Origin of the sequence: Nonomuraea sp. B1E8 (assembly GCF_039871515.1) — a bacterium.
GTDB lineage: Bacteria > Actinomycetota > Actinomycetes > Streptosporangiales > Streptosporangiaceae > Nonomuraea.
In genome coordinates, this window is sequence record NZ_JBDPLS010000001.1 from 1,246,349 (window position 1) to 1,272,600 (window position 26,252).

25 protein-coding genes are annotated in these 26,252 nt (G+C 71.6%); 15 read left to right on the top strand and 10 right to left on the bottom strand.

What is annotated here, in order from left to right; genetic code table 11:
* Positions 1–123: 123 nt before the first annotated feature.
* Positions 124–1,308: a serine/threonine-protein kinase gene (locus ABGA98_RS05960; RefSeq protein WP_347617130.1), complete on the top strand. Its 1,185-nt coding sequence runs from the start codon at positions 124–126 to the stop codon at positions 1,306–1,308.
* A 24-nt stretch (positions 1,309–1,332) separates the two neighbouring features.
* Here the strand turns inward: ABGA98_RS05960 and ABGA98_RS05965 are convergent, their stop codons facing one another.
* The 6 genes from ABGA98_RS05965 to ABGA98_RS05990 all read right to left on the bottom strand — a co-directional run bounded on the left by ABGA98_RS05965 (position 1,333) and on the right by ABGA98_RS05990 (position 8,508).
* Positions 1,333–2,859: a hypothetical protein gene (locus tag ABGA98_RS05965; RefSeq protein ID WP_347617131.1), complete on the bottom strand. Its 1,527-nt coding sequence runs from the start codon at positions 2,857–2,859 to the stop codon at positions 1,333–1,335.
* Positions 2,856–3,791, bottom strand: coding sequence for a hypothetical protein (locus ABGA98_RS05970; RefSeq protein WP_347617132.1), 936 nt, complete (start codon positions 3,789–3,791; stop codon positions 2,856–2,858). The genes ABGA98_RS05965 and ABGA98_RS05970 overlap by 4 nt, the downstream gene beginning before the upstream one ends.
* A gap of 75 nt (positions 3,792–3,866) precedes the next feature.
* Positions 3,867–5,066: a cytochrome P450 gene (locus ABGA98_RS05975; protein ID WP_347617133.1), complete on the bottom strand. Its 1,200-nt coding sequence runs from the start codon at positions 5,064–5,066 to the stop codon at positions 3,867–3,869.
* A 16-nt stretch (positions 5,067–5,082) separates the two neighbouring features.
* Positions 5,083–6,735 carry a phosphonate ABC transporter, permease protein PhnE gene (gene phnE / locus ABGA98_RS05980; RefSeq protein ID WP_347617134.1) on the bottom strand — a complete coding sequence of 551 codons (1,653 nt, stop codon included), beginning with the start codon at positions 6,733–6,735 and terminating at the stop codon, positions 5,083–5,085.
* Entirely contained in the window at positions 6,735–7,523 is a 789-nt protein-coding gene (locus ABGA98_RS05985) for a phosphonate ABC transporter ATP-binding protein (RefSeq protein ID WP_347617135.1), read from the bottom strand. Before ABGA98_RS05985 ends, phnE begins: the two co-directional genes overlap by 1 nt.
* Positions 7,516–8,508, bottom strand: a complete 993-nt coding sequence (locus ABGA98_RS05990) for a phosphate/phosphite/phosphonate ABC transporter substrate-binding protein (protein ID WP_347617136.1) — start codon at positions 8,506–8,508, stop codon at positions 7,516–7,518. The genes ABGA98_RS05985 and ABGA98_RS05990 overlap by 8 nt, the downstream gene beginning before the upstream one ends.
* 195 nt (positions 8,509–8,703) lie before the next feature.
* Between ABGA98_RS05990 and ABGA98_RS05995 the strand changes: the two genes are divergently transcribed.
* The 14 genes from ABGA98_RS05995 (at position 8,704) to ABGA98_RS06060 (ending at position 23,646) form a co-directional block, all read left to right on the top strand.
* Positions 8,704–10,092: an alpha/beta hydrolase gene (locus ABGA98_RS05995; protein ID WP_347617137.1), complete on the top strand. Its 1,389-nt coding sequence runs from the start codon at positions 8,704–8,706 to the stop codon at positions 10,090–10,092.
* Between the two features lie 150 nt (positions 10,093–10,242).
* Entirely contained in the window at positions 10,243–11,286 is a 1,044-nt protein-coding gene (locus ABGA98_RS06000; RefSeq protein WP_347617138.1) for a PaaX family transcriptional regulator C-terminal domain-containing protein, read from the top strand.
* Positions 11,287–11,368: 82 nt separating this feature from the next.
* The gene (locus tag ABGA98_RS06005) at positions 11,369–12,292 is read left to right on the top strand and encodes a PaaX family transcriptional regulator C-terminal domain-containing protein (protein WP_347617139.1); all 924 of its coding nucleotides are present in this window, start codon (positions 11,369–11,371) and stop codon (positions 12,290–12,292) included.
* A gap of 110 nt (positions 12,293–12,402) precedes the next feature.
* A complete protein-coding gene (locus tag ABGA98_RS06010) occupies positions 12,403–13,299 on the top strand; it encodes a transporter substrate-binding domain-containing protein (RefSeq protein ID WP_347617140.1) in 897 nt (298 codons plus the stop codon).
* Positions 13,296–14,141 carry an amino acid ABC transporter permease gene (locus ABGA98_RS06015; protein WP_347617141.1) on the top strand — a complete coding sequence of 282 codons (846 nt, stop codon included), beginning with the start codon at positions 13,296–13,298 and terminating at the stop codon, positions 14,139–14,141. The genes ABGA98_RS06010 and ABGA98_RS06015 overlap by 4 nt, the downstream gene beginning before the upstream one ends.
* The gene (locus ABGA98_RS06020; RefSeq protein WP_347617142.1) at positions 14,138–14,959 is read left to right on the top strand and encodes an amino acid ABC transporter ATP-binding protein; all 822 of its coding nucleotides are present in this window, start codon (positions 14,138–14,140) and stop codon (positions 14,957–14,959) included. The genes ABGA98_RS06015 and ABGA98_RS06020 overlap by 4 nt, the downstream gene beginning before the upstream one ends.
* A complete protein-coding gene (locus ABGA98_RS06025; protein WP_347617143.1) occupies positions 14,956–16,077 on the top strand; it encodes a CapA family protein in 1,122 nt (373 codons plus the stop codon). The genes ABGA98_RS06020 and ABGA98_RS06025 overlap by 4 nt, the downstream gene beginning before the upstream one ends.
* Positions 16,070–17,308: a CoA transferase gene (locus ABGA98_RS06030; RefSeq protein WP_347617144.1), complete on the top strand. Its 1,239-nt coding sequence runs from the start codon at positions 16,070–16,072 to the stop codon at positions 17,306–17,308. Before ABGA98_RS06025 ends, ABGA98_RS06030 begins: the two co-directional genes overlap by 8 nt.
* A 1-nt stretch (position 17,309) precedes the next feature.
* Entirely contained in the window at positions 17,310–18,416 is a 1,107-nt protein-coding gene (locus ABGA98_RS06035) for a 2-hydroxyacyl-CoA dehydratase family protein (RefSeq protein ID WP_347617145.1), read from the top strand.
* Entirely contained in the window at positions 18,404–19,666 is a 1,263-nt protein-coding gene (locus ABGA98_RS06040; protein WP_347617146.1) for a 2-hydroxyacyl-CoA dehydratase family protein, read from the top strand. The genes ABGA98_RS06035 and ABGA98_RS06040 overlap by 13 nt, the downstream gene beginning before the upstream one ends.
* 103 nt (positions 19,667–19,769) lie before the next feature.
* Complete coding sequence (locus ABGA98_RS06045; RefSeq protein WP_347617147.1) at positions 19,770–20,696, top strand: SDR family NAD(P)-dependent oxidoreductase; 927 nt, start codon at positions 19,770–19,772, stop codon at positions 20,694–20,696.
* Between the two features lie 10 nt (positions 20,697–20,706).
* Positions 20,707–21,597: an amidohydrolase family protein gene (locus tag ABGA98_RS06050; RefSeq protein WP_347617713.1), complete on the top strand. Its 891-nt coding sequence runs from the start codon at positions 20,707–20,709 to the stop codon at positions 21,595–21,597.
* Complete coding sequence (locus ABGA98_RS06055; protein WP_347617148.1) at positions 21,594–22,052, top strand: MaoC family dehydratase; 459 nt, start codon at positions 21,594–21,596, stop codon at positions 22,050–22,052. Before ABGA98_RS06050 ends, ABGA98_RS06055 begins: the two co-directional genes overlap by 4 nt.
* A gap of 64 nt (positions 22,053–22,116) precedes the next feature.
* Complete coding sequence (locus ABGA98_RS06060) at positions 22,117–23,646, top strand: long-chain fatty acid--CoA ligase (protein WP_347617149.1); 1,530 nt, start codon at positions 22,117–22,119, stop codon at positions 23,644–23,646.
* Between the two features lie 17 nt (positions 23,647–23,663).
* Here ABGA98_RS06060 and nuoH read toward each other — a convergent pair whose 3' ends face one another.
* The 4 genes from nuoH to ndhC form a co-directional block, all read right to left on the bottom strand.
* Positions 23,664–24,605, bottom strand: coding sequence for an NADH-quinone oxidoreductase subunit NuoH (gene nuoH, locus ABGA98_RS06065; protein ID WP_347617150.1), 942 nt, complete (start codon positions 24,603–24,605; stop codon positions 23,664–23,666).
* A complete protein-coding gene (locus ABGA98_RS06070) occupies positions 24,598–25,140 on the bottom strand; it encodes an NADH-quinone oxidoreductase subunit C (RefSeq protein ID WP_347617151.1) in 543 nt (180 codons plus the stop codon). Before ABGA98_RS06070 ends, nuoH begins: the two co-directional genes overlap by 8 nt.
* Positions 25,137–25,607: an NADH-quinone oxidoreductase subunit B family protein gene (locus tag ABGA98_RS06075; protein WP_347617714.1), complete on the bottom strand. Its 471-nt coding sequence runs from the start codon at positions 25,605–25,607 to the stop codon at positions 25,137–25,139. Before ABGA98_RS06075 ends, ABGA98_RS06070 begins: the two co-directional genes overlap by 4 nt.
* Before the next feature lie 242 nt (positions 25,608–25,849).
* Entirely contained in the window at positions 25,850–26,221 is a 372-nt protein-coding gene (gene ndhC, locus ABGA98_RS06080) for an NADH-quinone oxidoreductase subunit A (RefSeq protein ID WP_347617152.1), read from the bottom strand.
* Positions 26,222–26,252: the final 31 nt, after the last annotated feature.

The window sequence follows — 26,252 nt, forward strand, 5'->3', positions numbered from 1 at the left end:
AGGTGAATGAGCCAGAGCATTGTCCCCAGTTTTTCCACAGCTATCCACAGGCTGAGAGGCGGTTATCCACAACCTGTGCACTCGCCCGATATGAACCGGTACTTGAACGATAGTCTCTCCGCCATGCACCACAGCCATGCAGTCCGTCCCAGTGGCGGGAGGTGGGCGGCCGCCGTCTTGTGGGCCTGCCTGCCCCTGTTCACCTGCGGTCTGGCGACCCCGTTCAGCATCGGGTTCGCGGCTTACTGGTTGCGGAACGTCTGGCACTTCGTCGCCGCGTGCGTCTACCTCGTCGGCATCGGCTCGTTCACGATCTCGGCCCTCGCGTACGCCGACTTCGAGGACGTCCCGCAGCCCCTGGCCGTCATGGTCACGCTGGGGCTGCTGCTCAGCTGGGGCGGAGGGGTCATCCATGCGGGCATCCTCGTGCCCCAGATGGTGCGCGCCCGCCTCAGAGCGACACCCCTTCCTCCACACCGGCCGATGGACGTGCACAAGCGCACCACCTCCCCCAGCCCGCCGCACCGGCAGCGTCGTGGGCAGCCCGAGTGGGTCGGCCACTACCGGGTGCTCCGGGAGCTCGGGCGGGGCGGGCAGGGGGCGGTCTACCTGGCGACGGCGCCCAACGGGACGCGGGTGGCGGTGAAGGTGCTGCATGACCTGGTCGACGAGACGGCGCGGAAGAGGTTCGCGCGAGAGGTGGACGCGGCCCGGCGGGTGGCGACGTTCTCCACGGCCCGCCTGCTCGATGTGAACATCTCCGGCCAGCACCCCTACATCGTCAGCGAATACGTCGAGGGCCCGTCGCTCGAGCAGCTGGTCAAGAAGCATGGGCCGCGCGACGAGGACGGGCTGACCCGGCTGGCGCTGGCCACGGCCGGGGCGCTGGCGGCCATCCACAAGGCGGGCATCGTCCATCGCGACTTCAAGCCGAGCAACGTGCTGATCGGGCACGACGGCCCCCGGGTGATCGACTTCGGCATCGCCAAGGCGCTCGACCAGGTGACCATGACGACGGGGAAGATGGTCGGCACGCCGCCCTACATGTCGCCCGAGCAGCTCTCCGGAGAGACCGTGGGGCCGGCCTCCGACGTGTTCAGCTGGGCATCGACGATCATCTTCGCGGCCACGGGCCGGCCCGCGTTCGGGGAGGACACGGTGCCTGCCGTGTTCAACCGGGTGCTCACGATTCACCCTGATCTGTCGCCGCTGCCGCCCGCCTTACGAGGGATCGTGGGCGCGTGCCTCAACAAGCGCCCGGACGAACGCCCCTCGGCCTCCGACGTGATGCTGGCCATCGTTCACTGACGCTCGGGCAGCGGACCGTGCGGCTCAGCGCGGGTAGGGCCGGTTGAAGCGGGGTGGGCGGAACGAGACATACCGAGGGGCGGGGTCGGATCCCAGCGCCGCCGCACGGGCATTCATCGCCCGGGCGGACGTCGCGGGCCAGTGACCGCTCCGCAGCCGGTCGAGCATCGTCGTCAGCGCGGCCTGCTGCTCCGCCGGCGAGAAGTCGCAGTGGCCGACGGTCTCCGTGTACGTCTGGCGCAGCAGGGAGTTCGCGCCTGCCCGGCGCACCTTCTCTCCGTAGGACTGCTGCTGGGCGACGGTGGAGATCTGGTCACCGGTGCCGGACAGGGTCAGCACGGGCATCCGCAGTTCGCCGTCCAGGACGATGCCGCGGGAGAACCGCATGACGGCGTCCGGGTCCGCCGCGATGCGAGGTGCGGCGGCCAGGTTCTTCAGGTCGGCCGCGAGTTCCAGGCCTGCCGCCCTGTACAGTGCGCCGACGGCATGCCGGAGGGCTGGATCGGCCAGACGCAGCTGCTTCGTGTAGTCCACGCCGGTGTTCCAGGACGGGTTTCCGCCGACCACCGCCATGATCTGGCGCCGGCTGCTCATGGCCTGCCCGACGTAGGGCAGGGGCCCACCGGCGAGCGCGAGGTAGGCGCCCTGCTCCAGCGCGCCCGCGTCCCTGCTGTCCGGAGGCGGCGGCGTGGACCCGTCGGGGTTCCGGCCCCAGGCGGGCAGCTGGCCGATAGCGGCGGCCAGTGCGATCCGGGCCCGGCCCTCGGGAGTCTGCTGTGCCGCGGCGAGGGCGTCGATCCACGCCTTCCTGGCCGACTCGATGTCCTCCGGGATGTCGATGACCGGCAGCCCCGGTGCGATCAGGCGCTCGAGCACGAAGAGCGTGTCGAGCTTCTGGTTCCACTGAGCGACGGATCCGCCCAGTCCGCCGCACATCGGGACAGCCGCGTCGAAGGCGTGGGGGTGGACCTGCGCGGCGCCTGCGGCGACGAAACCTCCCATCGAGGTCCCGGAGGCGATCGCCTCACGGGCCGGGCCGTAGGCCTGCTCGAAACGGGCCAGCGCTTCGGCCTGGTTGTCGATGGCGGATCGGATGTCCCAGCCGGTGATCGCCCGGCTCGTCCCGCCGCGGGCCACGCCGTCGGCCAGCAACCGCGCGGTCAGGGGCTCGTCCGGGCCCGAACCGGCGAAGTCGAGGGCGACCACCACGGTGCCGTTCCAGCGGGCCGGGACGACGAACTCGTAGGGCGTACCGTCAGCGAGGGTGCCGCTGACGCAGCTGGGGCGGGCGGGAGAGTCCGGCAGGCACGGTGTGCCGCCGGAGGGCCTGGCGGAGGCGGCGCCGGCGGTTTCGCTCCCGCCGGCGGCCGCCGTCGTGCCGGCAGTTCCGCCCCCCGCGGCGGCCGTCACCGCGTCAGCGGCTCCACCGCTGACGGTGGTCGCCGCCGCGACGGCGGTTCCGCTCCCGACAATGGTTCCGCTCCCGACGGTGGTCGCCGTGGCGACGGTCGCCACGACGGCCAGGCGTGCGAGCGTTCGGCGGCGGGTCACAGCGGCAGTCCCTTCGACTCGATCGTCCAGCCGTCCTCGGTGCACAGTCCGCAGTCGGGGCCGACGAAGCGTGCCCCGGCAGCCCGGTCCCCGCGCAGGACGTAGTCGAACCAGTCCGCGGCCACCTGCCAGCCCATGGTCGCCTGCAGTCCCGCGATCAGGCCGACGTGGCCGGCCGCCGCGTCACTGGCCAGGACGGCGGGAACGTCGAGCAGGGCGTAGTTCTCGATGCTGTTCTGATGGGCGACGTCGTCCGGACCGCCGTTGACCAGGAGCGTGGGGGTGTGCAGGTCGGCGAGACGGTCCCGCCCGTAGCCGCCGAAGCTCGGCTCCGCGAAGTAGCCGGTGTTGAATCCGGCGACCGCGTCGATCATGGGGTCGGTCCCGGCGGCGAGGGCCTCGATGCCGCCGCAGCTGTGGCCGAGCACGCCGACCCGCGTCGTGTCCACCCGTCCGTCGAACTGCTTGCGGGCCCGCTTCGACTCGGTGGCCCAGCGGGCGGCCGCGAGGAGCGCCTCGGGGTGCGCCGTCGTCTGGTCGGGGGTGCTGGGGACGGGGAACTCGTCCACCCCGCCGTTGGCCACGACGATGTATCCCTGGGAGGCCAGACCGGTGAGGAACGTGATCCCTTCGAGGTTGCTCGTCGCGCAGGCGCCGTTGCCGTGCACGATGACCGGCAAGCTGCCCTTGCGCAACGCTTGGAGATCGGCCGGGCGGTAGACGGTGTGCCCGGGTAACCCGTCGGCGGCCTCCCTGACCGTGGGCAGCACGGCCGGCGTCGAGCCGCCGGCCGTGGAGGGCATCCGTGGTGGCGGACTCTGAGCGAACGACGCTTCGGCGGACGACACTGCGGCGGGGCCGGGGACGGTGAGGACGGCTGCCGCCACGGTCACCGCCAGCAGGGTCCGCGCGGTCATGGAGCGGGCGAACATGTTGCGTTTCCTCCACGGTTGATGGACGGGGAAGGGGTGTTGAGGGCCCGCCGGACGGCGGCCCAGGAAACGGGCTCAGCCCCGGGGGACCAGGCGTAGCGGTGCCGATCTCGGCCCGAACTCCAGCCAGTTGAACATCTCCACCTCGCCGTCGGGTTCGACGCGGGTGGTGCCGGCGAGCAGCTCGCCCAGCGCGGCCGTCATTTCCAGCCGGGCCATCGCCGCACCGGGGCAGCGGTGCGCGCCCCGGCCGAACGCGAGGTGCCGGTTGGGCCGCCGCTCAAGGTCGAGCCGGTCGGCGTCGTCGAACACCGCCTCGTCCCGGTTCGCCGAAGGGAAGATCATCGCGATGGCCTCGCCGGCGTGCACCGTGCGGCCGCCGAGTTCGACGTCCCGGGTGGCGGTGCGGGCGAACACCCGGTAGGGGGCGTACAACCGCAGGAGTTCCTCGATCGTCGCCGGCAGCAGCCCGGGGTCGGCGCGCAGCCGGTCCTGGAGGTAGGGGTCGCGGGACAGGTGGACGGCCGCGCTGCCCAGCACGGCGTGCGGCGCCCCGATGCCGGCCACGACGGTCTGCCGTACGGTGGCCACGACCAGGTCGTGCGGGATCGGCCGCTCCGGGTCGCCGGACGCCCGCAGCAGGCTGCTCACCAGGTCCTCGTCCGGGTCACGGGGGTCGGCCCGGCGGTTCTCGACGATGGCCCGGGCGATGGCGTACAACGCGTCACTGGCCGCCATGATCCGGGCCCGGTCCATCGCCTGGATGGCGAAGCTGTACTCGACGCCGATCCGGCGGATCTCCAGCACCTGGTCGACCGGCAGGCCGAGGAAGATCGCGAAGCACTGCGCCGCGTACGGCAGCGCGAACTCCTGGGAGTAGTCGCCGCCGCCGCGGGCCAGCAGCGGCTCCAGCAGTTCGCGTGCCGCCCGCGCGAAGGCCGGTTCGAGACGCCGTACCACGCCGCGGCGCAGCACCCGGTCCATCGGGGCGCGGTAGATCCCGTGCTCGGGCGGGTCGAAGTGCAGCGGCGGCCGGCGCTGGACGCGCGGCACGTGCGGGACGACGTTCTGCACCGCGGTGCTGAACGTCTGGCTGTCCCTGGCCACCCGCACCACCTCCGCGTAGCGGGTGGCGGCCCAGAAGCCGCCGAAGGCGTCGCTCCACGGCACCGGGCAGCGCCGCCGCAGCTCGGCGTAGACCTCGTGCGAGCTGTCGAAGGTCTCCGGTGCGGTGGGGTCCCAGTCGGAGGCGCGTCCGAGGCCGGTGGTCGTCATGGTGAATTCCCTTCGTTCACAGCAGATGCCTGCGCGCGATCCGGGCGAGCGTCTCGATGGCGTACACGACGACGGCGATCGCGATGACGATCGCGGCGGTGGTGTCGTACCTCAGCGTGGCGATCGACTCCTGCATGAGGTAGCCGACGCCGCCCGCGCCGGCGATGCCGAGCACGATCGACTCGCGCAGCGCCAGGTCGGCCACGAACAGGCCGTTGCCGGTGAACGACGGCACGAACTGCGGCCAGATCCCGGCGGCGAACGCCTGCCACCGGCGGGCGCCGACCGAGGTCAACGCCTCGTGCGGCAGCGGGTCGAGCTGTTCGAGTGAGTCGGCGAAGAACTTGGCCGCCAGCGCGGTGCAGGAGATCCACAGGGCCAGGAAGCCGGCGAACGGGCCGAGCCCCAGCGCGGCCACGAACAGCAGCGCGTACACCAGGTCGGGGATGCCCCGGACCACCACCAGCAGCACCCGGACCACCACGGACAGCGGCCGCCAAGGGGTGGTGTTGACGGCGGTGAGCAGGGCCAGCACCAGCCCGCACGCCGCGCCCACCGCGGCGGCGCCCAGCGCCATGAGCAGGCTTTCCAGCACCGCCATGAGCAGCTCGCCGGAGAACGCGGGCGGCCACATGCCGGCGAGGACGCCGCGCAGGTTCGTCCAGGCTCCGGACAGCCGGCTCAGGTCGGGGTTCAGAGACCACAGCGACACGAGAAAGACCACCCCGGTGGCGACCGTGCCGGCCACCCGCAGCACCCGGCCGCGGTCCCAGCCGACGTCGTGCGGGGCACGCCCGGCGGGCAGCGCGGCCGTACCCGTCGAGCCCCCGGCGGACCGGCCGGCTCTGGTGCGGCGGCGCACCGCCACCGACAGCAACTCCAGCAGCAGCACCAGGGCGATGATCACGCAGATGATGCCCGCCGCCCGGTGGTAGTTGAGGCTGCCCAGCGCGGTCTGCAGCGCCACACCGATGCCGCCGGCCCCGACGACGCCGAGCACGGCCGACGTCCGGATGTTGATGTCCAGGCGGTACAGCACGATGGCGGTCAGCGCGGGGAACACGCGGGGCAGGACGGTGGAGACGGCCACCTGCACCTCGCCGGCCCCGCACGCGCGGGCGGCCTCGGCGGGGACGGGGTCGGCCTCCTCGACGGCGTCGGCCAGCAGCTTGGCGATCATGCCCACCGAGTGCACGGCGACGGCGAGCGCGCCGGCCAGCGGACCCAGGCCGAAGATCCGTACGAACAGGATCGCGAAGGCCAGCGTCGGCACGGCCCTGGTCAGCACGACGGCCACCCGGGCGGCCGGCCGCAGCCAGCGGGGCCCGCGGTAGGTGCGCGCGGCGGTGAAGGCCAGCGGCACCGAGGCCAGCACCGCCAGGCCGGTGCCCGCCACGGCGATGAGCAGCGTCTCGACGATCATCCAGGCGACGTCGCCGGCGCCGGACAGGTCGGGCGGCCACATCCGGCGCAGCAGCCGCGCGGTGTCGTCCAGCCCTGCGGCCAGAGTGGCCGGGGACAGGCCGATCCACCAGAACGTCAGCCAGGTCACGGCCACGGCCGCGACGAGCAGCCCCGCCGCGACCAGGGCGCGGGCGCTCCACGGTGGCCGCAGCGGGCCCGGGTCCGCCGCGGCCGGGGCGTGCGTGGCGGAGGTGGTGCTGGTCATCAGCCGGACTCCCGGGAAGCCGCCGCCGGGTCGTAGATCTCCCGCAGCCGCTCGGCGGTGAGGCCGGCGGCCGGCTCGTCCAGCACCAGCCGGCCGCCGCGCAGGGCCACGACCCGGTCGGCGGTGGAGAGCGCGAACTCGACCTGGTGCAGGCTGCACACGACGGAGATGCCGTCCTCGGCGCTGATCCTTCGGAGGATCTCCAGCACCAGTACGCTCGCCGCCGGGTCCAGCGAGGCGACCGGCTCGTCGGCGAGGATCAGCTCGGGACTCTGCAGCAGGGTCCTGGCCACCGCGACCCGCTGCTGCTGCCCGCCGGAGAGCGTGTCACAGCGCTGGAACCGCAGGTCGGCCAGCCCGACCCGGTCCAGGTGCTCCACGGCGCGGACCCGCAGCGCGCGCGGGTAGCTCATCACCCCGTACCTGGGCAGCCGCAGGGTGGCCAGCGACCCCATCAGCACGTTCTCGAGCGCGGACAGCCGCCCGACGAGGCCGAACTGCTGGAAGACGAACCCGACTCCGGCTCGCAGGGCGCGCAGCCGGCTGCGGGAGCAGGCGGCCGGGTTCTCGCCCAGGGTGCGCACGGTGCCGGTGTCCGGCAGGTGCATGCCGTTGACCAGCCGCAGCAGGGTGGACTTGCCGGCTCCGGAGGGGCCGACCAGGGCGACGAACTGACTCCGCGGGACGTCCAGCGAGATGTCGTCGAGCACGGTGACGCCGTGGAAGCCCTTGCCGACCTCCGACAGCCGCAGCACGGGGTCGCCGATCACGGCGGGTTCCTCAGCCACCGGACGTGCATACCTCGGCCTTGGTGATCTCGCAGATGCGCGTGATCGGCTGGTAGGTGGCGTCGGTGGCCTTGACGAACGTCCAGGCGGTGGAGGTCCCGAGGGTGCAGGCCGTGGCGTCGGCGTACTGGCCCCAGTTCTTCGGCCCCTTGATCTCGTTGCCCTTGCACAGCCCGGCGGAGGCCGCGCCGGTTGCGGTCAGGCCGGTCACCGTCTTGGAGATCTTGTCGCGGACGTCCCGCGGAAGCCACGTGCCGACCACGATCGGCGGCCCGGGGATGAGCGGCGAGGTCCACACCTTGGTGACCTGCCCCGGCTTGAGCTGGCCGCGGGCGGGCAGCAGCTGGTCGATGAACACGTCGCCGACGAAGGCGATGTCGCAGTCGCCGGCCAGCAGCGAGGCGACCGCCGTGTCGTGCCCGTGGGTGAACACCGTCTTGACGTCGTTGTCCACATCGACGCCGGCTTCCCGCAACGAGGCGAGGGGCTGGAGATAGCCGGTGGTGGAGCCGGGGTCGGTGAAGCAGACGTCCTTGCCGGCGACGTCCTTGAGCGAGGCGATGCTCTTGTCGTCGCCGCGTGTCACTCCGTAGGCGTGCGCGCCGGGGTCGCCGTCCGGGACGGCCAGCGGGACGGCGACGGGCTCGACGTCGGCGCGGCTGCGCGCCAGGTAGTAGCTGAAGGCTCCGTAGACGGCGACGTCCACCCGCTTGGCGACCTGGGCCTCGACGACGGCGGCGTTGCTGGTGACGGCCTGGAACCGCACCGGTACGCCGAGGTCCTTCCGCAGCGCGGAGACGATCGGGGCGAACGACGCCTCCAGGTTGTCGCTCTGCTCCGACGGGATGGCGGCGAAGACCAGCTCGCCGGGGCTGCCACCGTCGGCGGATGCGCTGCGGGTGCTTCCTGGACCGGCACCACAGGCGGGCAGGAGTGCGATCGCGGCACCCGCCGCGATGACGCCCAGAGCTGACTTTCGGAACATCGCGGCTCCTCACATGCAGGTGGTCGGGCCAAAGTAAGCAGGTCCACGAGCATTGTCAACGGTTCTGTGACGACCGTAGGATTACTGTCTAACATAATGAGCGGCTAAATCTCGACGATCGTCCAACTAACTGTTGGCTATCTTGACCGCAGCAGCTTCCCACCCATGGAGGCGGACATCAATCCCCGTTCAGTGATGAATCGGGCGACCCGTGCCGTGACGGTGCTCACGGCCACGGCCTTCGCCCTCGCCCTCCCGCCGGCCGCCGGGCACGCCTCGGCGACGCCCGGCCGGGCCGGTCCCATCAGCGTCACGGGCGTCCACCCGAGCGGCGCCACCTACGCGATCGAGGTGCCGCGCGACTGGAACGGCACCGTGCTGGCGTTCAGCCCGGGCTACGGACAGGGAGCCGGCCCGCAGCACCTGCCGGCCGACCTCGGCGGCGACACCGCCGCGCGGAACCGGCTGCTGGCCCACGGGTACGCCCTGGCCGGCACCCGGCCCTACGGGGACGGCTGGGCCGTCGAGGAGACCTTGCGTGCCTCCGCCGACACGCTCGCCACGTTCGCCCAAGTCGCGGGGAAGCCTGCGGTCACCCTGGCGTGGGGAGCCTCGATGGGTGGCGCCATCGCGGCCGGCCTGGCCGAACGCCGGCCCGACCTGATCGACGGCGCGCTGCCGTACTGCGCCTCGGTCGCCGGGCCGGTGGCGATGCTCAACCAGTCGTTCGACGCGGCCTTCGTGTTCAAGACGCTGCTGGCCCCCGGCGACGACGCGGTCAAGCTCGTCCGCCTGGCCTCGGCGGAGGAGGAGGCACGGAGCACCACGGCCGCCCGTGCCGTCCTGGACGCCGCTCAGCAGACTCCGGCCGGCCGGGCCCGCATCGCCCTGGCCGCGGCCTTCGCCCAGGTCTCCACCTGGTCGGTGCCCGGCACCGCCGAACCCGCGGCGCGCGACTGGGCCGCGCAGCAGGCCCAGCAGTACGCGGCGTTCATGGCGACCGTCTTCTCTCCCCGCCATCCGCTGGAACAGCGGGCGGGCGGCAACTTCTCCTGGAACACGGGCGTGGACTACCACCGCCGGCTACGGCAGTCGGGGCGCATGGAACAGGTGCGCGCCCTCTACGACAGCGCGGGCCTGGACCTCCACGCCGACCTCGCGGCCCTGGCGGCGGCGCCGCGCGTCTCCGCCGACCCCGGCGCCGTCACCTACATGGAGGACTACTTCACCCCGCGCGGCACGATCGGCGTCCCCGTGCTGACGATGCATGAACGCGGTGACAACTACCCCACCGTCACCCAGGCCCGCGCCTACTCCGACGTGGTGCGGCGCGCCGGGAACGGGGCGATGTTGCGCCAGGCGTTCGTCGACCGGCCGGGCCACTGCCGCTACACCGGAGCCGAGTTCGTCGCCGCGGTGCGGACCCTGCGGAGCCGGGTCACCACCGGCCGCTGGACGGGCGTCGACGCCCGTCAGCTCAACAGGCTCGCCGCACGCCTGGCCGCCGAGGACCCGGCCCTGGGCGGCGCGGAGTTCGTCCGCTACTCCCCCGGCCGGTTCCTGCGCCCCCACGTGCCGCGGTGAAGCAGACATGTCACGCGGTCGTCGGCCCCGGGCCGGGCCACGCCGGGAAGAGCCCGTACGCCGTAAAATTCATCCAGGTCGAGCCCGGTACGCCCGCCCGTGATCCGGACGTGGCCGGCTGGGGCCCCACACCGGCTGAGGAGTCTGACGATGGAGGGACGCCAGGTGGCCGCGTCGCCGGAGCCCGGCTCCCTGCCCAGGGCCCGACAGGGGGCCGAGCCACAGCGGCTGCTGACCACGCTGCTGGGCGACTACTGGTTCTGGCGGCAGGAGCACATCCCGTCGGCGGCGCTGGTGCGGTTGCTGAAGGAGTTCGGCATCACCGCGGCCAGCGCCCGCGCCGCCCTGCGGCGGCTCACCTCGCGGGGGCTGCTGACCAGCTCCCGCAACGGTCGCACCACCGCGTACGGGCTGCCGCCCCGGGCCAACGACGTGATCGTGGCGCACATGCGCCGGCTGCTGACGTTCGGCGCCGTCACGCCGCGCTGGGACGGGGAGTGGACGGTCGTCACGTTCTCGGTGCCCGAGGACCAGCGGGACACCCGCCGCGCGCTGCGCGACGGGCTGCGCCTGCTGCACTTCGGCATGGTCTTCGACGCGGTGTGGGTGTCCCCGCACGACAGGACGGACGACGTCGTCGCGCTCGCGCGAAGGCTGGGCGTGCGCGGGGTGGTCGTGTTCCGGGCCCGCAAGGTCGCCGACGACGACCTTGACCCGGTGCCGGCCCGCGCTTTCGACGTCACCGCGCTGCGCGAACGCTACGTGCGTTTCATCGACACCCACCGGCCGGTCGCCGAGCGGCTGGCGAGGTCCGGGCCGTGCCCCACCGAGGCGCTGCGGCTGCGGACCGCGATCATGACCGACTGGCGGGTGTTCCCCACGCTCGACCCCGACCTCCCCGCCGAGCTGCTCCCCGCCGGCTGGCCACGCGACGAGGCCAGGCGGCTGTGCGTGCAGATCTACGACTCGCTCGGGGAGCCGGCGGAGCGGCGGTTCCGCGAGATCCTCGCCGGGTTCGACCCCGAACTGGCCGGGCTGGCCGCGCACCACACCTTCACCCAGGTGTCCGGCCTGGAGTCGCCGGTGACCCGCCGTCACACGAGCTTCGACGAGACGACCGACCGCGACCGCCTCGACCTCCTCGCCGGCGGCGACCTGGCCGGCGCGTGGCAGGAAGACGGCGGAGCCCGCTGACAGCACGCATCGAGGGCCACCCCAAGAAGCATGACATTCCTATAACGAGCGCATGTTCAAGCGTTGTCAATATACTCCTGCTGTGAATGATAGTGAGCTGTCCGAGGCAGGGGACGTCGACTTTCCGCGCTTCCAGGTCGGCGCACCACCGCAGCACCTGATCACGACGCTGCTCGGGGACTACTGGATCAGCCGGCCCGAGCAGCTGCCGTCCGCGGCCCTGGTGCGGCTGGCCGAGGAGTTCGGGGTCTCCGCGGTGGCGGCCAGGGCCGCGCTCAGCCGCCTGACCAAACGGGATCTGCTGGAGTCGTCCAAGTCCGGGCGGCGCACCTATTACCGGCTGACCGACCGGGCCGCCGCGGTGATGCTGGAGGGCAGGCAGCGGATCATGTCCTTCGGCCTGGAGCAGGGCGCCTGGGACGGCAGATGGGTGATGGCGGCCTTCTCCATCTCCGAGGAACAGCGCGACCTGCGCCACGCGCTGCGCGCGAGGCTGCGCTGGCTCGGCTTCGCCCCGCTCTACGACGGGCTTTGGGTCTCGCCGCGGGCGAACGCCGACAGTGCGGCGGCGGTGCTCACCGAGCTGGAGATCCCGATGGCGACGGTCTTCCGCGCCGAGGCCCTGGATCTCCCGGGCATGCGCACCCCGCAGGAGGCGTGGGACTTCGATCAGCTCCGGCGCACCTACGAGGAGTTCGTGGCCCGGTACGCGCCTCTCCTGGAACGCGTCCGCAAGGGCGCGGTCGGCGCGTCCGAGGCGCTGGTGGCGCGTTCGGGGATCATGGACACCTGGCGGACGTTCCCCAACCACGACCCCGACCTGCCGGCGGAGCTGCTGCCCGCCGACTGGCCGCGCGCCGCGGCCAGGGATCTCTTCGTGGAGATCTACGACACCCTGGGGCCGCTCGCCGAGTTCCGCGTCAGGCAGATCGTCGCGGAGTTCGAGCCCGGGCTGGCCGGGCTGGTCGCCCACCACCGGACCAGTTTCACCCTCGCGCCCACCTGATCCTCCCCGCCGCACAGCCACCTCTTGACAGGTGTGCACCCTTACATGTGACACTTGGCCCAACGACCGCACAACAAACTGCAGCATTAGCCGGTCGCGGGAGGACCACCATGAGACTGCCCAGGACCATCCTCGCGAGTGCGGCGGTTCTGACTCTCGCCAGCGCCGCAGCTTGCGGCGGCGGAGGCGGCGGTGAGACACAGCGGCCGGCCGGCGCGACGGCTCTGTACGACGCCCTACCCGATGCCATCAAGGAAACGGGCGTCATCCGATTTGCCGGAGACTCCCACCCGCCCTACCGGATCGTCGCCAACGACGGCAAGACCGTCACGGGCATCGACAAGGAGTTGCAGGACGCCCTCGGCAAGGCGCTGGGGGTCCGCACCGAGATCTCGATCGTCAGCGGCCTGCCCGCGGCGCTCTCCGGCATGCTCGCCTCCCGGTACGACGCCTTCAACGGCCCGGTCAAGGACACCGCCGAGCGTGAGAAGCAGTTCGACGCGATCGTGTGGATGGTCACCCGGACCTCCTACCTCATCCCCAAGGCCGGGTCCGCGGCCATCAAGAGCTCGGGCGACCTGTGCGGCAAGCGGGTCGCCGGCACCGCGGGCAGCATCGTCGAGGACCAGGCCAGGCGCCTGACCGAATGGTGCGCCAAGCAGGGCAAGCCGCAGATCGACTTCATCGGCTTCGCCGACACGAACGGCACCATCCTCGCCGCCACGTCCGGCCGGGCCGACGCCGCGGGCATGACCGAGAGCGCGGCCCTCGACGTGCTGGCGAAGCAGAAGGACGCCTTCACGTACGTCACGCAGACCGACGAGCAGGGCGCCGGCGTCGACCGGCTGGCGATGCTCGTGCCCAAGTCCAGCGGTCTCGGCCCGGTCATGCTCGACGCGTTCAAGGAGATCTTCAAGAACGGCGAGTACAAGAAGATCATGGACAAGTACGGGCTCCAGAAGGTGGCGGTGGAGGAGCCCGAGATGAACACAGCGGCGGGGCAATGAGCTCGGCACCGCAGGTCGTGGACGTCGCCTCGGCCCGTCCTCGCATCCGCCCCCTGCGCTGGGTGGTCGGAGCCGTGCTGCTCGTGCTCGTCGCGCAGTTCGCCTGGTTCCTCGTGACCAACCCGCGGTTCGCTTGGCCAGTGGTCGGCACCTACCTGTTCGACCCGAACATCCTGCGCGGTCTGGGCATGTCGCTGCTGCTCACCGTCATCGGGATGGTGCTGGGCAGCCTGCTCGGGGTGCTTCTCGCGTCGGGCAGGCTGAGCGGCTTCAAGCCGGTGTCCTGGGCCTGCGGCGTCTACGTCGCGGTCTTCCGCGGCATACCACCCCTGGTCCAGCTGATCTTCTGGTTCAACCTCGGTTACCTCCTGCCGCGGATCTCGCTGGGCGTGCCGTTCGGACCGACCTTCGTCTCGTGGCCGACCAACTCCGTGATCAGCTCGCTGACCGCCGCCGTCATCGGGCTCACCCTGCACGAGGCGGCGTACATGGCCGAGATCGTCAGGGCCGGCATCCTGGCCGTGGACGGCGGGCAGCGTGACGCGGCCCGCGCGATGGGCTTCACGTCCAGGCAGAGCTTCGTCAAGGTCGTTCTTCCGCAGGCGATGCGGGTGATCGTCCCGCCCACCGGCAGCCAGTTCATCAGCCTGCTCAAGGGCACCTCCCTGGTCAGCGTGATCGCGATGGCCGACCTGCTGTACTCGGTGCAGGTGATCTACAACAGGACCTACGAGATCGTGCCGCTGCTGATCGTCGCCTGCGTCTGGTACCTGGTGGTGGTCACCGTGCTGTCGCTCGGCCAGCGGCGCCTGGAGCAGCACTTCGGAAGGGGGCAGCGGTGAGCGACACCCCGGTCCTGCACGTCCGTGGCGTGCGCAAGCGGTTCGGCGACCACCTGGCGCTCGACGGGGTCGACCTGGACGTGCACGAGGGCGAGGTCGTCACCGTCATCGGCCCGTCCGGGTCGGGCAAGTCCACCCTGGTCCGCTGCGTCCACCAGTTGGAGAGCATCGACGGCGGGGCGATGTACCTCGACGGGGAACTGCTCGGCCACGAGATGCACAGGGGCCACCTGCGCCCCCTGCCGGACCGCCGCGTGGCCGCCCAGCGCGGCCGCATGGGCATGGTCTTCCAGCAGTTCAACCTGTTCCCGCACTGGAGCGTGTTGCGCAACGTCGTCGAGGCGCAGGTGGCGGTCCACGGCCTCGGGCAGGAGGAGGCGCGTGCGGAGGCGCTGCGGTTGCTGGAGCGGGTGGGGCTCGCCGGCAGGGCGGACGCCCATCCCCGGATGCTCTCCGGCGGCCAGCAGCAGCGCGTCGCCATCGCCAGGGCCCTGGCCACGCATCCGAGGATCATGCTCTTCGACGAACCCACCAGCGCGCTCGATCCCGAGTTGGTGGACGAGGTGCTGAGCGTCGTGCTCGATCTGGCCCGGGGCGGCATGACCATGATCATCGTGACGCACGAGATGAGCTTCGCCCGCGAGGTGGCCGATCGCTGCGTCTTCATGGAGGAGGGCCGGGTGGTCGAGACCGGCACTCCCGAGGAGATCTTCGACAACCCCGCCTCACCCCGTCTTCGAGCCTTCCTGTCGCGCTTCTCCGGACGCGCGGCGCCGACCCCTGACGAACGCGCGCTCGAGGAGGAGACCACCTCGTGACCTGCACGGTAATGGCCGTCGGCGACCTCGTCGTCGACGAGCCCGACCCCGCGTCCTTCTTCGTCCCGGCACGGGAGACGCTGGGCCGGGGCGATGTGGTGATCGGCCACATCGAGGTGCCCCACAGCACGTCCACCGCTCAGGTCAGCACCGACGTGCCCGCGCCGCCCGCCGACCCCGCCGCGCTCTCCGCGGTCGCCGGGGCCGGCTTCCACGTGGTGACGCTCGCGGGCAACCACGTCTACGACGCCGGCGACCAGGGAGTGGCCGACACGATCAGGTACGCGACCGACGCCGGGCTAACCACCGCCGGCGCCGGCCTGACCCTCGGCGCGGCCCGCCGCCCCGCGGTCATGGAACACGACGGGCTGCGGATCGGCGTGCTGAGCTACAACTGCGTCGGCCCGCGCGAGTCCTGGGCGACCAGCCGCAAGCCGGGCTGCGCGTACGTCAAGGTGCTGACCCACTACGAACTCGACCACGCCAGCCCCGGCGGACCGCCCGCCGTCTACACCTTCGCCGACCCCGCCTCCCTGGAACGGCTGGCCGCCGACGTGGCGGCCCTGGCCGCCGAGGCCGACGTCGTGCTGGTGTCGCTGCACAAGGGCGTCGGCCACACGCCCGCCGTGCTGGCGATGTACGAGCGGCCCGTCGCCCATGCCGCCGTCGACGCCGGAGCGCACGCCGTGTTCGCCCACCACGCCCACATCATGCGAGGCGTCGAGATGTACCGCGGCAGGCCGATCTACCACGGGCTGGGCAACTTCGTGACCGTCACCCACGCGTTGACGCCCGCGACAGGCGACGAAGGCGAACGGGCCGCGTGGGCGCGCCGCAGAGTCGAGCTGTACGGCTTCGCCCCGGACCCGGACATGCCGTACTACCCCTTTCATCCCGAGAGCCGGAACACCGCGATCGCGCTCTGCCGCTTCGACCGCGACGGCCTGGTCTCGGCCGGTCTCGTGCCCTGCTGGATCGACGGCGCCGGCCGGCCGGTGCCGCTCGGCGACGACGAGGAGGGACGGCGGGTCGTGGCGTACATCGAGCGCATCACGCGGCAGGCGGGCCTGGAGACGGAGTTCGGCTGGGAGGGGGACGAGGTGGTGCTGCGTGGCTGAACGCCCGCTCGCCGGCCGTACGGTGATCGATCTGACCACCGCGCTGTCCGGCCCGTACGCGACCCTGTTGCTGGCCGGGCTCGGCGCCCGCGTGATCAAGGTGGAGAATCCGCTGACCGGCGGCGACAGCTCCCGCAACAACGCCCCCTATCTCGGTGCCGACGGGCTGGCCCTGGCCCGCGGCGGGGACGACGACATGTCCGTGTCGATGCTCCTGCGGGGCCGTAACAAGCAGAGCGTCACGCTCAACCTGAAGCATCCCCGGGCCCGCGACCTGCTGGCCGGGCTGGTCCGGGTGTCGGACATCATGATCGACAATTACAGCGCCGGCGTCACGGAGCGGCTCGGCATCGGCCACGACTGGGCGAGCACGATCAACCCCCGCATCGTGTGCACGTCGATCAGCGGTTTCGGCGCGCAGGGCGGTCCCGGCTCTGGCAAGGCGATGGACACCATCATCCAGGCGCTCAGCGGCGTGATGATGACCGCGGGCGCGCCCGGCGAACCGCCTGTCCGCTTCGGGCTGCCGGTGGGCGACCTGGTCGCGCCGCTGTACGCGGTGATCGGCACGCTCGCCGCGGTCCTGCGGGCCGACGCGACCGGCCAGGGCCAGCACGTGGACGTGTCCATGCTCGGGGCGCTCACCTCGCTGGTCGCGTGCGAGCCCTTCGACGCCTACGAGAAGCTGGGCCTGCCCATGCGCACGGGGACGACCGTGCCCAGGCTGGCGCCGTTCGGCACGTTCCCCGCCGCGGACGGCTGGTTCGCGCTGTGCGGCCCGACCGACGCCTTCGCCCGCGGCCTGTTCGCGGCGATGGGACGCGACGACCTGGCCGCGGACCCGCGCTTCGCCTCCCGGGACGCGCGCGTGGCCAACTCCGCAGAGCTGCACGAGCTGGTGGGCTCGTGGGCGGCGGACCGGCCGCTCGCCGTGGTCCTCGACCTGCTCACCCGGCACGGCGTGCCCGCCGCCGAGGTGCGTGAGCCCGGCGACGCCGTACGCGACCCGCTCGTGCTGGAGCGCGAGGAGGTCGTGCCCCTGGAGCATCCGCGCCACGGCCGCCACGCGGACCTGTACGGGACCGGCGTGCCGATCCGCTTCTCCGCCTCGGAGGCGGCGCTCGACCGGCCGGCGCCCGGCCTCGGCGAGCACAACGCCGAGATCTACGGCGGGCTGCTCGGCTACTCCGGCGCCGAGCTTCAGGCGCTGGCCGCGGAAGGGGTGATCTGACGTGCCTACGGCGCTGGCGGCGCTGGAGGAGGCGTACACCCGGCGCGGCTCGAAGGACCGGGCCGACGCCCGGGCCCCGGTCGTCGGCCCGGTCGTCGGCCCGGTCGTCGGCTACGTCGGGGCGGACGTGCCGGTCGAGCTGCTGACCGCCGCGGGAGTGCGCGCGTTCCGCCTCACGGGCGACCCGGAGTCCGGCTTCGCGCTCGGCGACCGATACCTGGGCCGCGGGGTGGACCCGGTGGCCCGTTCGGTGCTCGCCCGGCTGCTCGCCGGGTCCTTCGGCGACCTGGATCGCATCGTGGTCTCGCACGACTGCGAGGCGTCCCTGCGGCTGTTCTACGCGCTGCGCGAGCTGGGCCGCGTGGAGCCGGGCTCGGGAGTGCCAGAAGCGTACCTGGTGGACATCCTGCACCTGCCGCACCGCACGACCGCCCGGTACAACCGGCGCAGGATCGGCGAGTTCGCCGCCCGGCTCGAAGCCTGGACCGGCCGCCCTCTCGACCTGGCCGGGGCGGTGGCGGCGCACGACGAGCGGCGCCGGCTGCTGGCCGCCGCCGCCGAGCTGCGCACGGCCGTGCCCGCCCGCCTCACGGGGCGGCAGTTCCTCGCGGTGGCCAATGCGGTCCTGCCCGCCGACGAGCACGTCGCGCTGCTGGAACGGCTGCTGGCCGAGGCGGATCAGCTCGCGGAGCACACGGGGCGGCGCGTCTTCCTGAGCGGCAGCGACCACGACACGCCGCACGTGTACGAGGCCATCGAGTCCGAGGGCCAGGTGATCGTCGGCGAGGACCACTCCTTCGGCGGCCTCTTCATGAACGAGCCGGTCGGCGCGGGCGGCCTCGACGCGCTGGCCGAGCGCTACCACCGCAGCGGTCCGACCGCCCACCGGGCCACGGCGGGCGAGCGCGCCGCGCACGCGGCGGCTGCCGTACGACACTGCCGGGCCGAACTCTTCGTCGCCTACTGCAGAGCCGGGGACGAGGCCCCCGCCTGGGACTTCCCCGCGCAGCGCGCGGCGCTGGACATCCCCGCCGTGCTGCTGGAGCGCCAGGAGTACGGGCGTGCCGATCTGACCGCCCTGCGGAAGGAACATCCATGCCCGACGTGAGATCGCGCAGTGTGAAATCCCTCGGCACGGCGGCCGAGGCGGGCAGGCACCAGCGCGAGTGGTTCGCCGACCTGCGCGGGCGGGTCGCCGCCGGCGAGCCGTTCGCCCTGCTGAACGCGGACGTCCCCCACGAGATCTTCCGCACGATGGACATCCCGTACGCGGTCAGCCAGTGGTGGGCTTCTCTGGTGACCGCCAAGCAACGGTCGGGACACTACCTGGAGTTGGTGCGGCAGCGCGGTTACCCCGACTACTCCGAGCAGTACAACGCGGTCACCCTCGGCTCCGCGTTCGACCCGGAGCCGGAGGCGGGCCCATGGGGCGGCCTGCCCAGGCCGGACATCGTCGTCGGCGACGCCTCCGGCGACGTCACCCGCAAGATCTTCGACATCTGGGGTCACGAGCCGGGGGTCACCTTCTACCCCCTGGAGAGCGCCGCCGAGAACGAGGTCCCCGCCAACTGGTGGGAGCTCATGCCGCACCGGTGGGAGGAGGCCGTCGGCCCGGCCAGGCTGGACCTGCTCACCGCGGAGCTGGAGAACCTCGTCAGGTTCCTGGAGACCACCACCGGCAGGCGGTTCGACGAGTCGCGCTTCCGTGAGGTGATGGCCCTGGCCAACGAGCAGGAGGAGTGGAACAGGAAGGCGCGTGCCCTCATCGCCCGCGCCAGGCCCGCGCCGCTCAGCGTCGTCGACAGCATCCCCAGCGTCATGCTCCCGCAGTGGCACCGCGGCACCGAGTGGGCCCGCGACCTCGCCAGGCGCTTCTACGAGGAGGTGCGCGACCGGGTCGACGCGGGTCAGGCCGCGTGCCCGGGCGAGCGGGCCCGGCTGATGTGGATCGGCCGCGGCCTCTGGTACGACATGGGCTTCTACCAGCGCTTCCAGGAGGAGCACGGTGCGGTCTTCGTCTGGTCGATGTACCTCGCCATCGCCGCCGACGGTTACATCCGTTACGGCGACGACCCGATGAGGGCGCTGGCGGCGCGTTTCGCCGCTTTCAGCGACCAGCTCTACACCCCGCCGTGGTCGAGTGAGTGGTACGTGAAGGAGGCCCGCTCGCACGGCATCGACGGCGTGGTGCATCTGGTCTCCGACGACCCCCGGGGGAGCTACTTCACCGCCAGGGCGCTGGAGGCGGCCGGGTTTCCCGTGCTCGAGATCCATGCCGACAACGTCGACACCCGCACCTTCGCCGACGACGTGGTCGTGCGCGTCGGTCAGTGGCTGGAGGACGTCGTCATGGCGTGACCTGGGTGAAGACCCGTCACCGCGGGTCATGCCGTACGCCGAGGTGTCGAGGATCTACCGACACACATTCGCACTCATCCGCCTCACACTTCAGGGGGAATTCATGGACCTGTCCGGCAAGGTCGCCGTTGTCACAGGTGCGGGCCGCGGGCTCGGCCGCGCATACGCCGAGGCGCTGGCCGCGGCCGGAGCGGCGGTGATCGTCAACGACGTGGACGCCGCAGCGGCGGCGCAGGTCGTCGCGGCCATCACCGGGAGCGGCGGCCGCGCACGCAGCGTCGAGGCCGCCGTCGGCTCCGCCGAGGTGGCCGACCGGCTGGTCGCCACGGCGGTCAAGGAGTTCGGCCGGCTGGACGTGATGGTCACCAACGCCGGCATCCTGCGCGACCGGGTCCTGTGGAAGATGTCGGACGACGACTTCGACGCGGTGATCGACGTGCACCTGCGCGGCACGTTCACCTGCGCGCGGGCCGCGGCGGTCCAGATGCGCGAGCAGGGCACCGGCGGCCGGCTGATCCTGATCTCCTCGCCGGCGGGCCAGCGCGGGAACTTCGGGCAGACCAACTACGCGGCGGCCAAGGCCGGCATCGTGGCGATGGCCAGGACCTGGGCGATGGAGCTGGCCAGGGCGAAGATCACGGTGAACGCGGTCGTGCCGGTGGCGGCGACGGAGATGACCAAGACCATTCCCGTGTTCGCGCCGATCATCGAGGAGTCCGAGCGGACCGGCCGTCCGCTGCCCGGCTGGCTGCGCAAGGACGAGGGTCTGGGCACGGTCGAGGACGTGGCGGGGCTCGTCGTGTTCCTCGCCTCCGACGCCTCCGCGGAGGTGACCGGCCAGGCGATCGGGATCGGCGGCGACCGCCTCGCCCTGTGGTCGCACCCCGGCGAGAAGGCCGTCGCCCTCGCCGACGGGGGGTGGACGGCCGAGGCCATCGCCGCCTCCTGGCACTCGGGTGTCGGCGCCGAGCCGGAGACGTACGGGGTGCCCGCGCCCAAGGTCCCCGCCTCGGACGGGCAGGGGGCCTGACGTGGCGGCCATGAACGTCGCCGAGCTGGTCGCGGTCGACGTGCACACCCACGCGGAGATCTCCAAGGACGGGCACGGCTCGCTGAGCCCGGAGCTGTTCGGCGCCTCGGAGGACTACTTCAAGGCCCACGGGCACCGGCAGCCGGCCATCCCGGAGATGGCCGCGTACTACCGGGAGCGGAAGATGGCCGCGGTGGTGTTCACCGTGGACGCCGAGCACGCCACCGGGCACCCGCGCATCTCGAACGAGGAGGTCGCGGAGAGCTGTGCCGAGCACGCCGACGTGCTGATCCCGTTCGCCAGCGTCGACCCCTGGAAGGGCAGGGCGGGCGCGCGCGAGGCGCGGCGGCTGGTCGAGGAGCACGGGGTGCGCGGGTTCAAGTTCCACCCGAGCATCCAGGGCATCGCCCCCAACGACCCCGTGGCCTACCCGTTGTACGAGGCGATCGAGGAGCTGGGCGTCCCGGCGTTGTTCCACACCGGGCAGACCGGCATCGGCGCGGGTGTCCCCGGCGGGGGCGGCATCCGGCTCAAATATGGCAATCCGATGCTGGTGGACGACGTGGCCGTGGACTTCCCCGAGCTGCGGATCATCCTCGCCCATCCGTCGTTCCCGTGGCAGGACGAGGCGCTGGCCGTGGCCACCCACAAGCCGTACGTCCACATCGACCTGTCGGGCTGGTCGCCGAAATACTTCCCGCCGCAGCTCGTGAGGTACGCCAACACGCTGCTCAAGGACAAGGTGCTCTTCGGCTCCGACTACCCCGTGATCACCCCGGACCGCTGGCTGGCCGACTTCGACAAGCTCGAGATCAAGCCCGAGGTCCGCCCGAAGATTCTGAAGGACAACGCCGTACGCCTGCTCGGGCTCGGCACCCAGGAGAGGACGGCAGACGCATGACCACCACGGCGTACGGGCTCGACGAGATCAGGGCGCTGGCCGGCGAGTCCCTCGGCCACAGCGGCTGGCTGGAGATCGCCCAGGACCGGGTGAACACCTTCGCCGACGCCACCGGCGACCACCAGTGGATCCACGTCGACCCCGGCAGGGCCGCGGGCGGGCCGTTCGGCGGCACGATCGCCCACGGTTACCTGACGTTGTCCCTGGTCATCCCGCTGTTCAACGAGCTGCTCGACATCCAGGGCGTCAAGATGAGCATCAACTACGGCCTGGACAAGCTGCGATTCCCCAGCCCGGTCAAGGTGGGCGCGCGGATCCGCCTGGCCGCCACCGTCGCCTCGGTCGAGGACGTGCCCAGCGACGGCGTGCAGATGCACCTCGACTTCGTTGTCGAGATCGAGGGGGCGGACAAGCCGGCCTGCGTCGCCCGCGCCATCTACCGGCACTACGCCTGACGTCCCGGTTCGTGCTGCCGTACCTGCTTCCCTGACCCCCCGGCTGACAGGAGGCCGAACACCGATGCGCAACGCCGGACTGGGAGGGTGGCCCGCCCGCAGGGCCCGGATGACACCGGACCGGACCGCGTTCGTCTTCGCGGACCGGCCCGTCACCTACGCCGAGGTCCATGAGCGGACGACGCGGCTGGCGTCGCGGTTGCGCGCGTCGGGGGTGCGGGCCGGTGACCGGGTCGCCTACCTCGGCCGCAACCACGTCGCCCTCGTCGAGACGATGTTCGCCGCGCACCTGCTCGGAGCGATCTTCGTGCCGCTGAACTTCCGTCTGGCCGCGCCCGAGATCGGATACATGCTGGACCACTCGGGGGCCGGCGTCCTGATCTACGCGCCCGAGTGCACCGAGGCGGTCCGGGCCCTGCCGGGCACCGCGGCCCACCTCCGGGAGATCGTCGCCCTCGGCGCTCCGGGACCGGGAGAGCGGCACTACGAGACCTGGCTCGCGCAGGGCGATCCCGCCCCGATCGACACGCCCGTGCGGCTGGAGGACACGGCGCTCATCCTCTACACCTCGGGGACGACCGGGCGGCCCAAGGGCGCGATGCTCACCCACGGCAACCTCGTGTGGAACTGCTTCAACCTCCTGCTCGGCGTCGACGTCGCCAGCGACGAGGTGACGCTGATCAGCGCGCCGCTGTTCCACGTCGCGGCCCTGGACCAGACCCTGCTGCCGACCTTCCTCAAGGGCGGCTGCTCGGTGATCATGCCGTCGTGGGACGTGGACGAGTGTTACGACCTCATGGAGACGTACGGGGTCACCTGGATGTTCGGCGTCACCACGATGTTCGCCGCGTTCGCCCGGTCGCCCCGATGGGCGGGCGCGGCCCTGTCATCGTTGCGCCATCTCATGGCCGGCGGCGCGGCGATCCCCGCAGCCCTGATCCGCACGTACCAGGAACGGGGGCTGGTGTTCTGCCAGGGGTACGGGCTCACCGAGACCGCTCCCGGAGCCACCTTTCTGGAGGCCGGTCAGAGCGTGCGCAAGGTGGGCTCGGCGGGCGTGCCCGTGTTCTTCGCCAACGTGCGGGTCGTCCAGCCCGACGGCACGGACGCGGCGGCGGGCCAGCCGGGCGAGGTCCTCATCCAGGGGCCGAACGTGACCCCTGGCTACTGGCGTGACCCGGAGGCGACCGCCGCCGCGTTCGCCGACGACGGCTGGTTCCGCTCCGGCGACGTCGCCGTCCTGGACGAGGACGGCCACCTGTACGTCGTCGACCGGGTCAAGGACATGTACATCTCAGGCGGGGAGAACGTCTACCCGGCCGAGGTCGAGGCGGCGATCTTCGAGCATCCGGCCGTCGCCGAGGTCGCCGTGCTCGGCGTGCCCGACGCCGAATGGGGCGAGGTCGGCCGCGCGTTCGTGGTCCTGCGCCCCGGCGCGAGTGTCACCGCGGCCGAACTGCGCGACTTCCTCGTCCCTCGCCTGGCCAAGTACAAGATTCCCAGCTGTTTCGACGTCACGGACGACCTGCCGAAGACGGGCTCAGGGAAGATCCAGAAGAACCGGCTGCGGCGCCTGGCCCGCCTCGAGGGCTGAGCAGCGGTCAGGGGGCGTCAGACGATGACCTTGACGACCCCGGTGAGCGCCAGTTGCACGAGCGCCAGCGGGACCAGCCCGGCCCAGGCGAGCTTCTGCAGCTGGTCCTCGCGCAACCGCGGATAGGTCACCCGCAGCCAGATCACCACGAACGCCAGCGCGAACACCTTGACCAGGGTCCACAACCAGCCGGGCAGGAACGGCCCGTGCCAGCCGCCCAGGAACAGGACGGTGGTGAGGAACGACAGGACCACGATCCCGACATATTCGGAGAGCATGAACAGCGCGAAGCGCATGCCGGTGTACTCCGTCATCGGGCCCATGATGATCTCGGACTCGGCGATCGGCATGTCGAACGGCGGGCGCCGCAGCTCCGCGAGCCCGGCCACGAAGAAGACGACGCCCCCGATGGCCTGCCATGGCAACCACCACCACTGCCACGCCTCGACGATGCCGGGGATCGACAGGGTGCCCGCGGCCATCGCCACCGACGAGGCGGCCAGCACGAGGGGCAGCTCGTACGCCATGAGCTGGGCCGCCGAGCGCATGCCGCCGAGTACGGAGTACTTGTTGGCCGAGGCCCACCCGGCCATGATCGCGCCCAGCACGCCCACACCCATGACGGCGAGCACGAAGAAGAGGCCGAGGTCGAGGTCGACGGCCACGAGGCCGCGGTCGAGGGGGATGACGATCAGCACGAGAAGGTAGGGCACGAGCGCCACACCGGGGGCGATCATGAAGATGCGGCGGTCGGCCGCGGCCGGGACGACGTCCTCCTTCTGCGCGAACTTCACCCCGTCGGCGATGAGCTGCGCCCAGCCGTGGAAGCCGCCCGCGTACATCGGGCCCAGCCGCGACTGCATGTGCGCCATGACCTTGTGCTCGGTCTGCCCCACGATCAGCGGCAGCACCAGGAACACGAGGAGGATGACGGCGAAGCTCAGCACCACGTCAAGCATCGGGCGGCCCCCAGTCGGCTGGAACTCCTGGCGGAAGCGTCTTGCGGCGGCTCGGGGCGCCGTGCCCCGACTCGCCGGGTTCCTTGGCGCCGGGCCACGCCTTGGCCACGCGGGCGGCCAGGACGAAGTCCTTACGCAACGGATGGCCTTCGAAGCCGTCGGGCAGCAGCAGCGGCACGAGGTGGGGGTGACCGTCGAAGATCACCCCGAACATCTCGTACGTCTCGCGCTCGTGCCAGTTGGCGCCCCTGTAGACGTCGACGGCGCTGGGCAGGTGGGGGTCGGCGCGCGGGACCCGGGTGCGCAGCAGCAGGCGGGTGCGGGCGTCGGGGTTGCAGACGTGGGCCACGATCTGGAACGTGTCCGGCGGGTCGTCGACGCCGGTCAGCCAGTCGAAGAAGGTGTGGCCGAGTGCGTCGCGGACGAACGTCAGCAGCTCGATCCAGTCGGCGGGGGCGACGTCGACGGTGACGTCGCCGTACGACTCGGTGATCTCCGCGCGCTCGCCGAACCGTTCGGCGATCCGGGTGGTCACGCCTCCTCCGGCGAATGGGCGCGTGACCAGACGTAGCGGTCGCTGAGCTTCTCCCCGGCGATCTTCTCCTGGAGCTTGGTGATGCCGTAGAGGAGCGCCTCCGGCCTGGGCGGGCAGCCGGGGACGTAGATGTCCACGGGGATGATCTGGTCGACGCCGTTGGTCACGCAGTAGGAGTCCCAGTAGGGGCCTCCACTGTTGGAGCAGGCGCCGAACGAGATCACGTATTTCGGGTCGGGCATCTGCTCGTAGAGGCGCTTGACGGCGGGGGCCATCTTGTCGGTGACCGTGCCGGAGACGATCATGAGGTCGGCCTGCCTGGGGCCGTTCGCGAACGGGATGACGCCGAAGCGGATGAAGTCGTGGCGGCTCGCCGACGTCGCGATGAACTCGATGGCGCAGCAGGCCAGCCCGAAGTTGAACACCCACAGCGAATAGCGCCTGCCCCAGTTGAGCACGAAGCGCATGGGTTTGGGGGCCAATCTGGAGATCGGCCCCACTGTGGGCATCGGGAGGTCCGTTGCTGCCATATGCCCATTCTTACGCGCATCAGGGGGAACGCAAAGAGATCTTCCCTGGCGTGGACAGCCGTTGGGCTGAGCCTGATGCCCCCGCGCGGTCAGTGGTAGAGGGCTGATTGCGCGTTCTCCCTGATGGCCCGTGCCACGCGGCTCGCCGCCGCGTCGAGCTCGGCGAACGCGCCCCATCCTCACGTCCAGGTGAGTACGCGCTTGCGCCAGGCGTAGACGATGCCGAGGGCGATGAACCCCAGGAACACGAACATCTCGACGAGCGTGGCCAGCCCGTAGCCGGGGGCGTCGAAGACGGTCGCCCAGGGGAACAGGAAGACGGCGTCCACCGCGAACACCACGTAGAGGTACGTGAAGACGTAGTAGCGGACCTGGGACTGCGCCCAGCCCTCGCCCACCGGGTCGACCCCGCACTCGTACGTGGTCAGCTTGTCGGGCGTGGGCCTGGACGGGCGGAGCAGCCGGTTGGCGAGCAGGGCGCCGGCCACGATGGCGACGCCGATGGCGAGCAGCGCGGCGACGAGCACGTACGACCCGAAATAGCCGTCCATGACGGGATGGTAACTCAGGGGAGACGCAAAC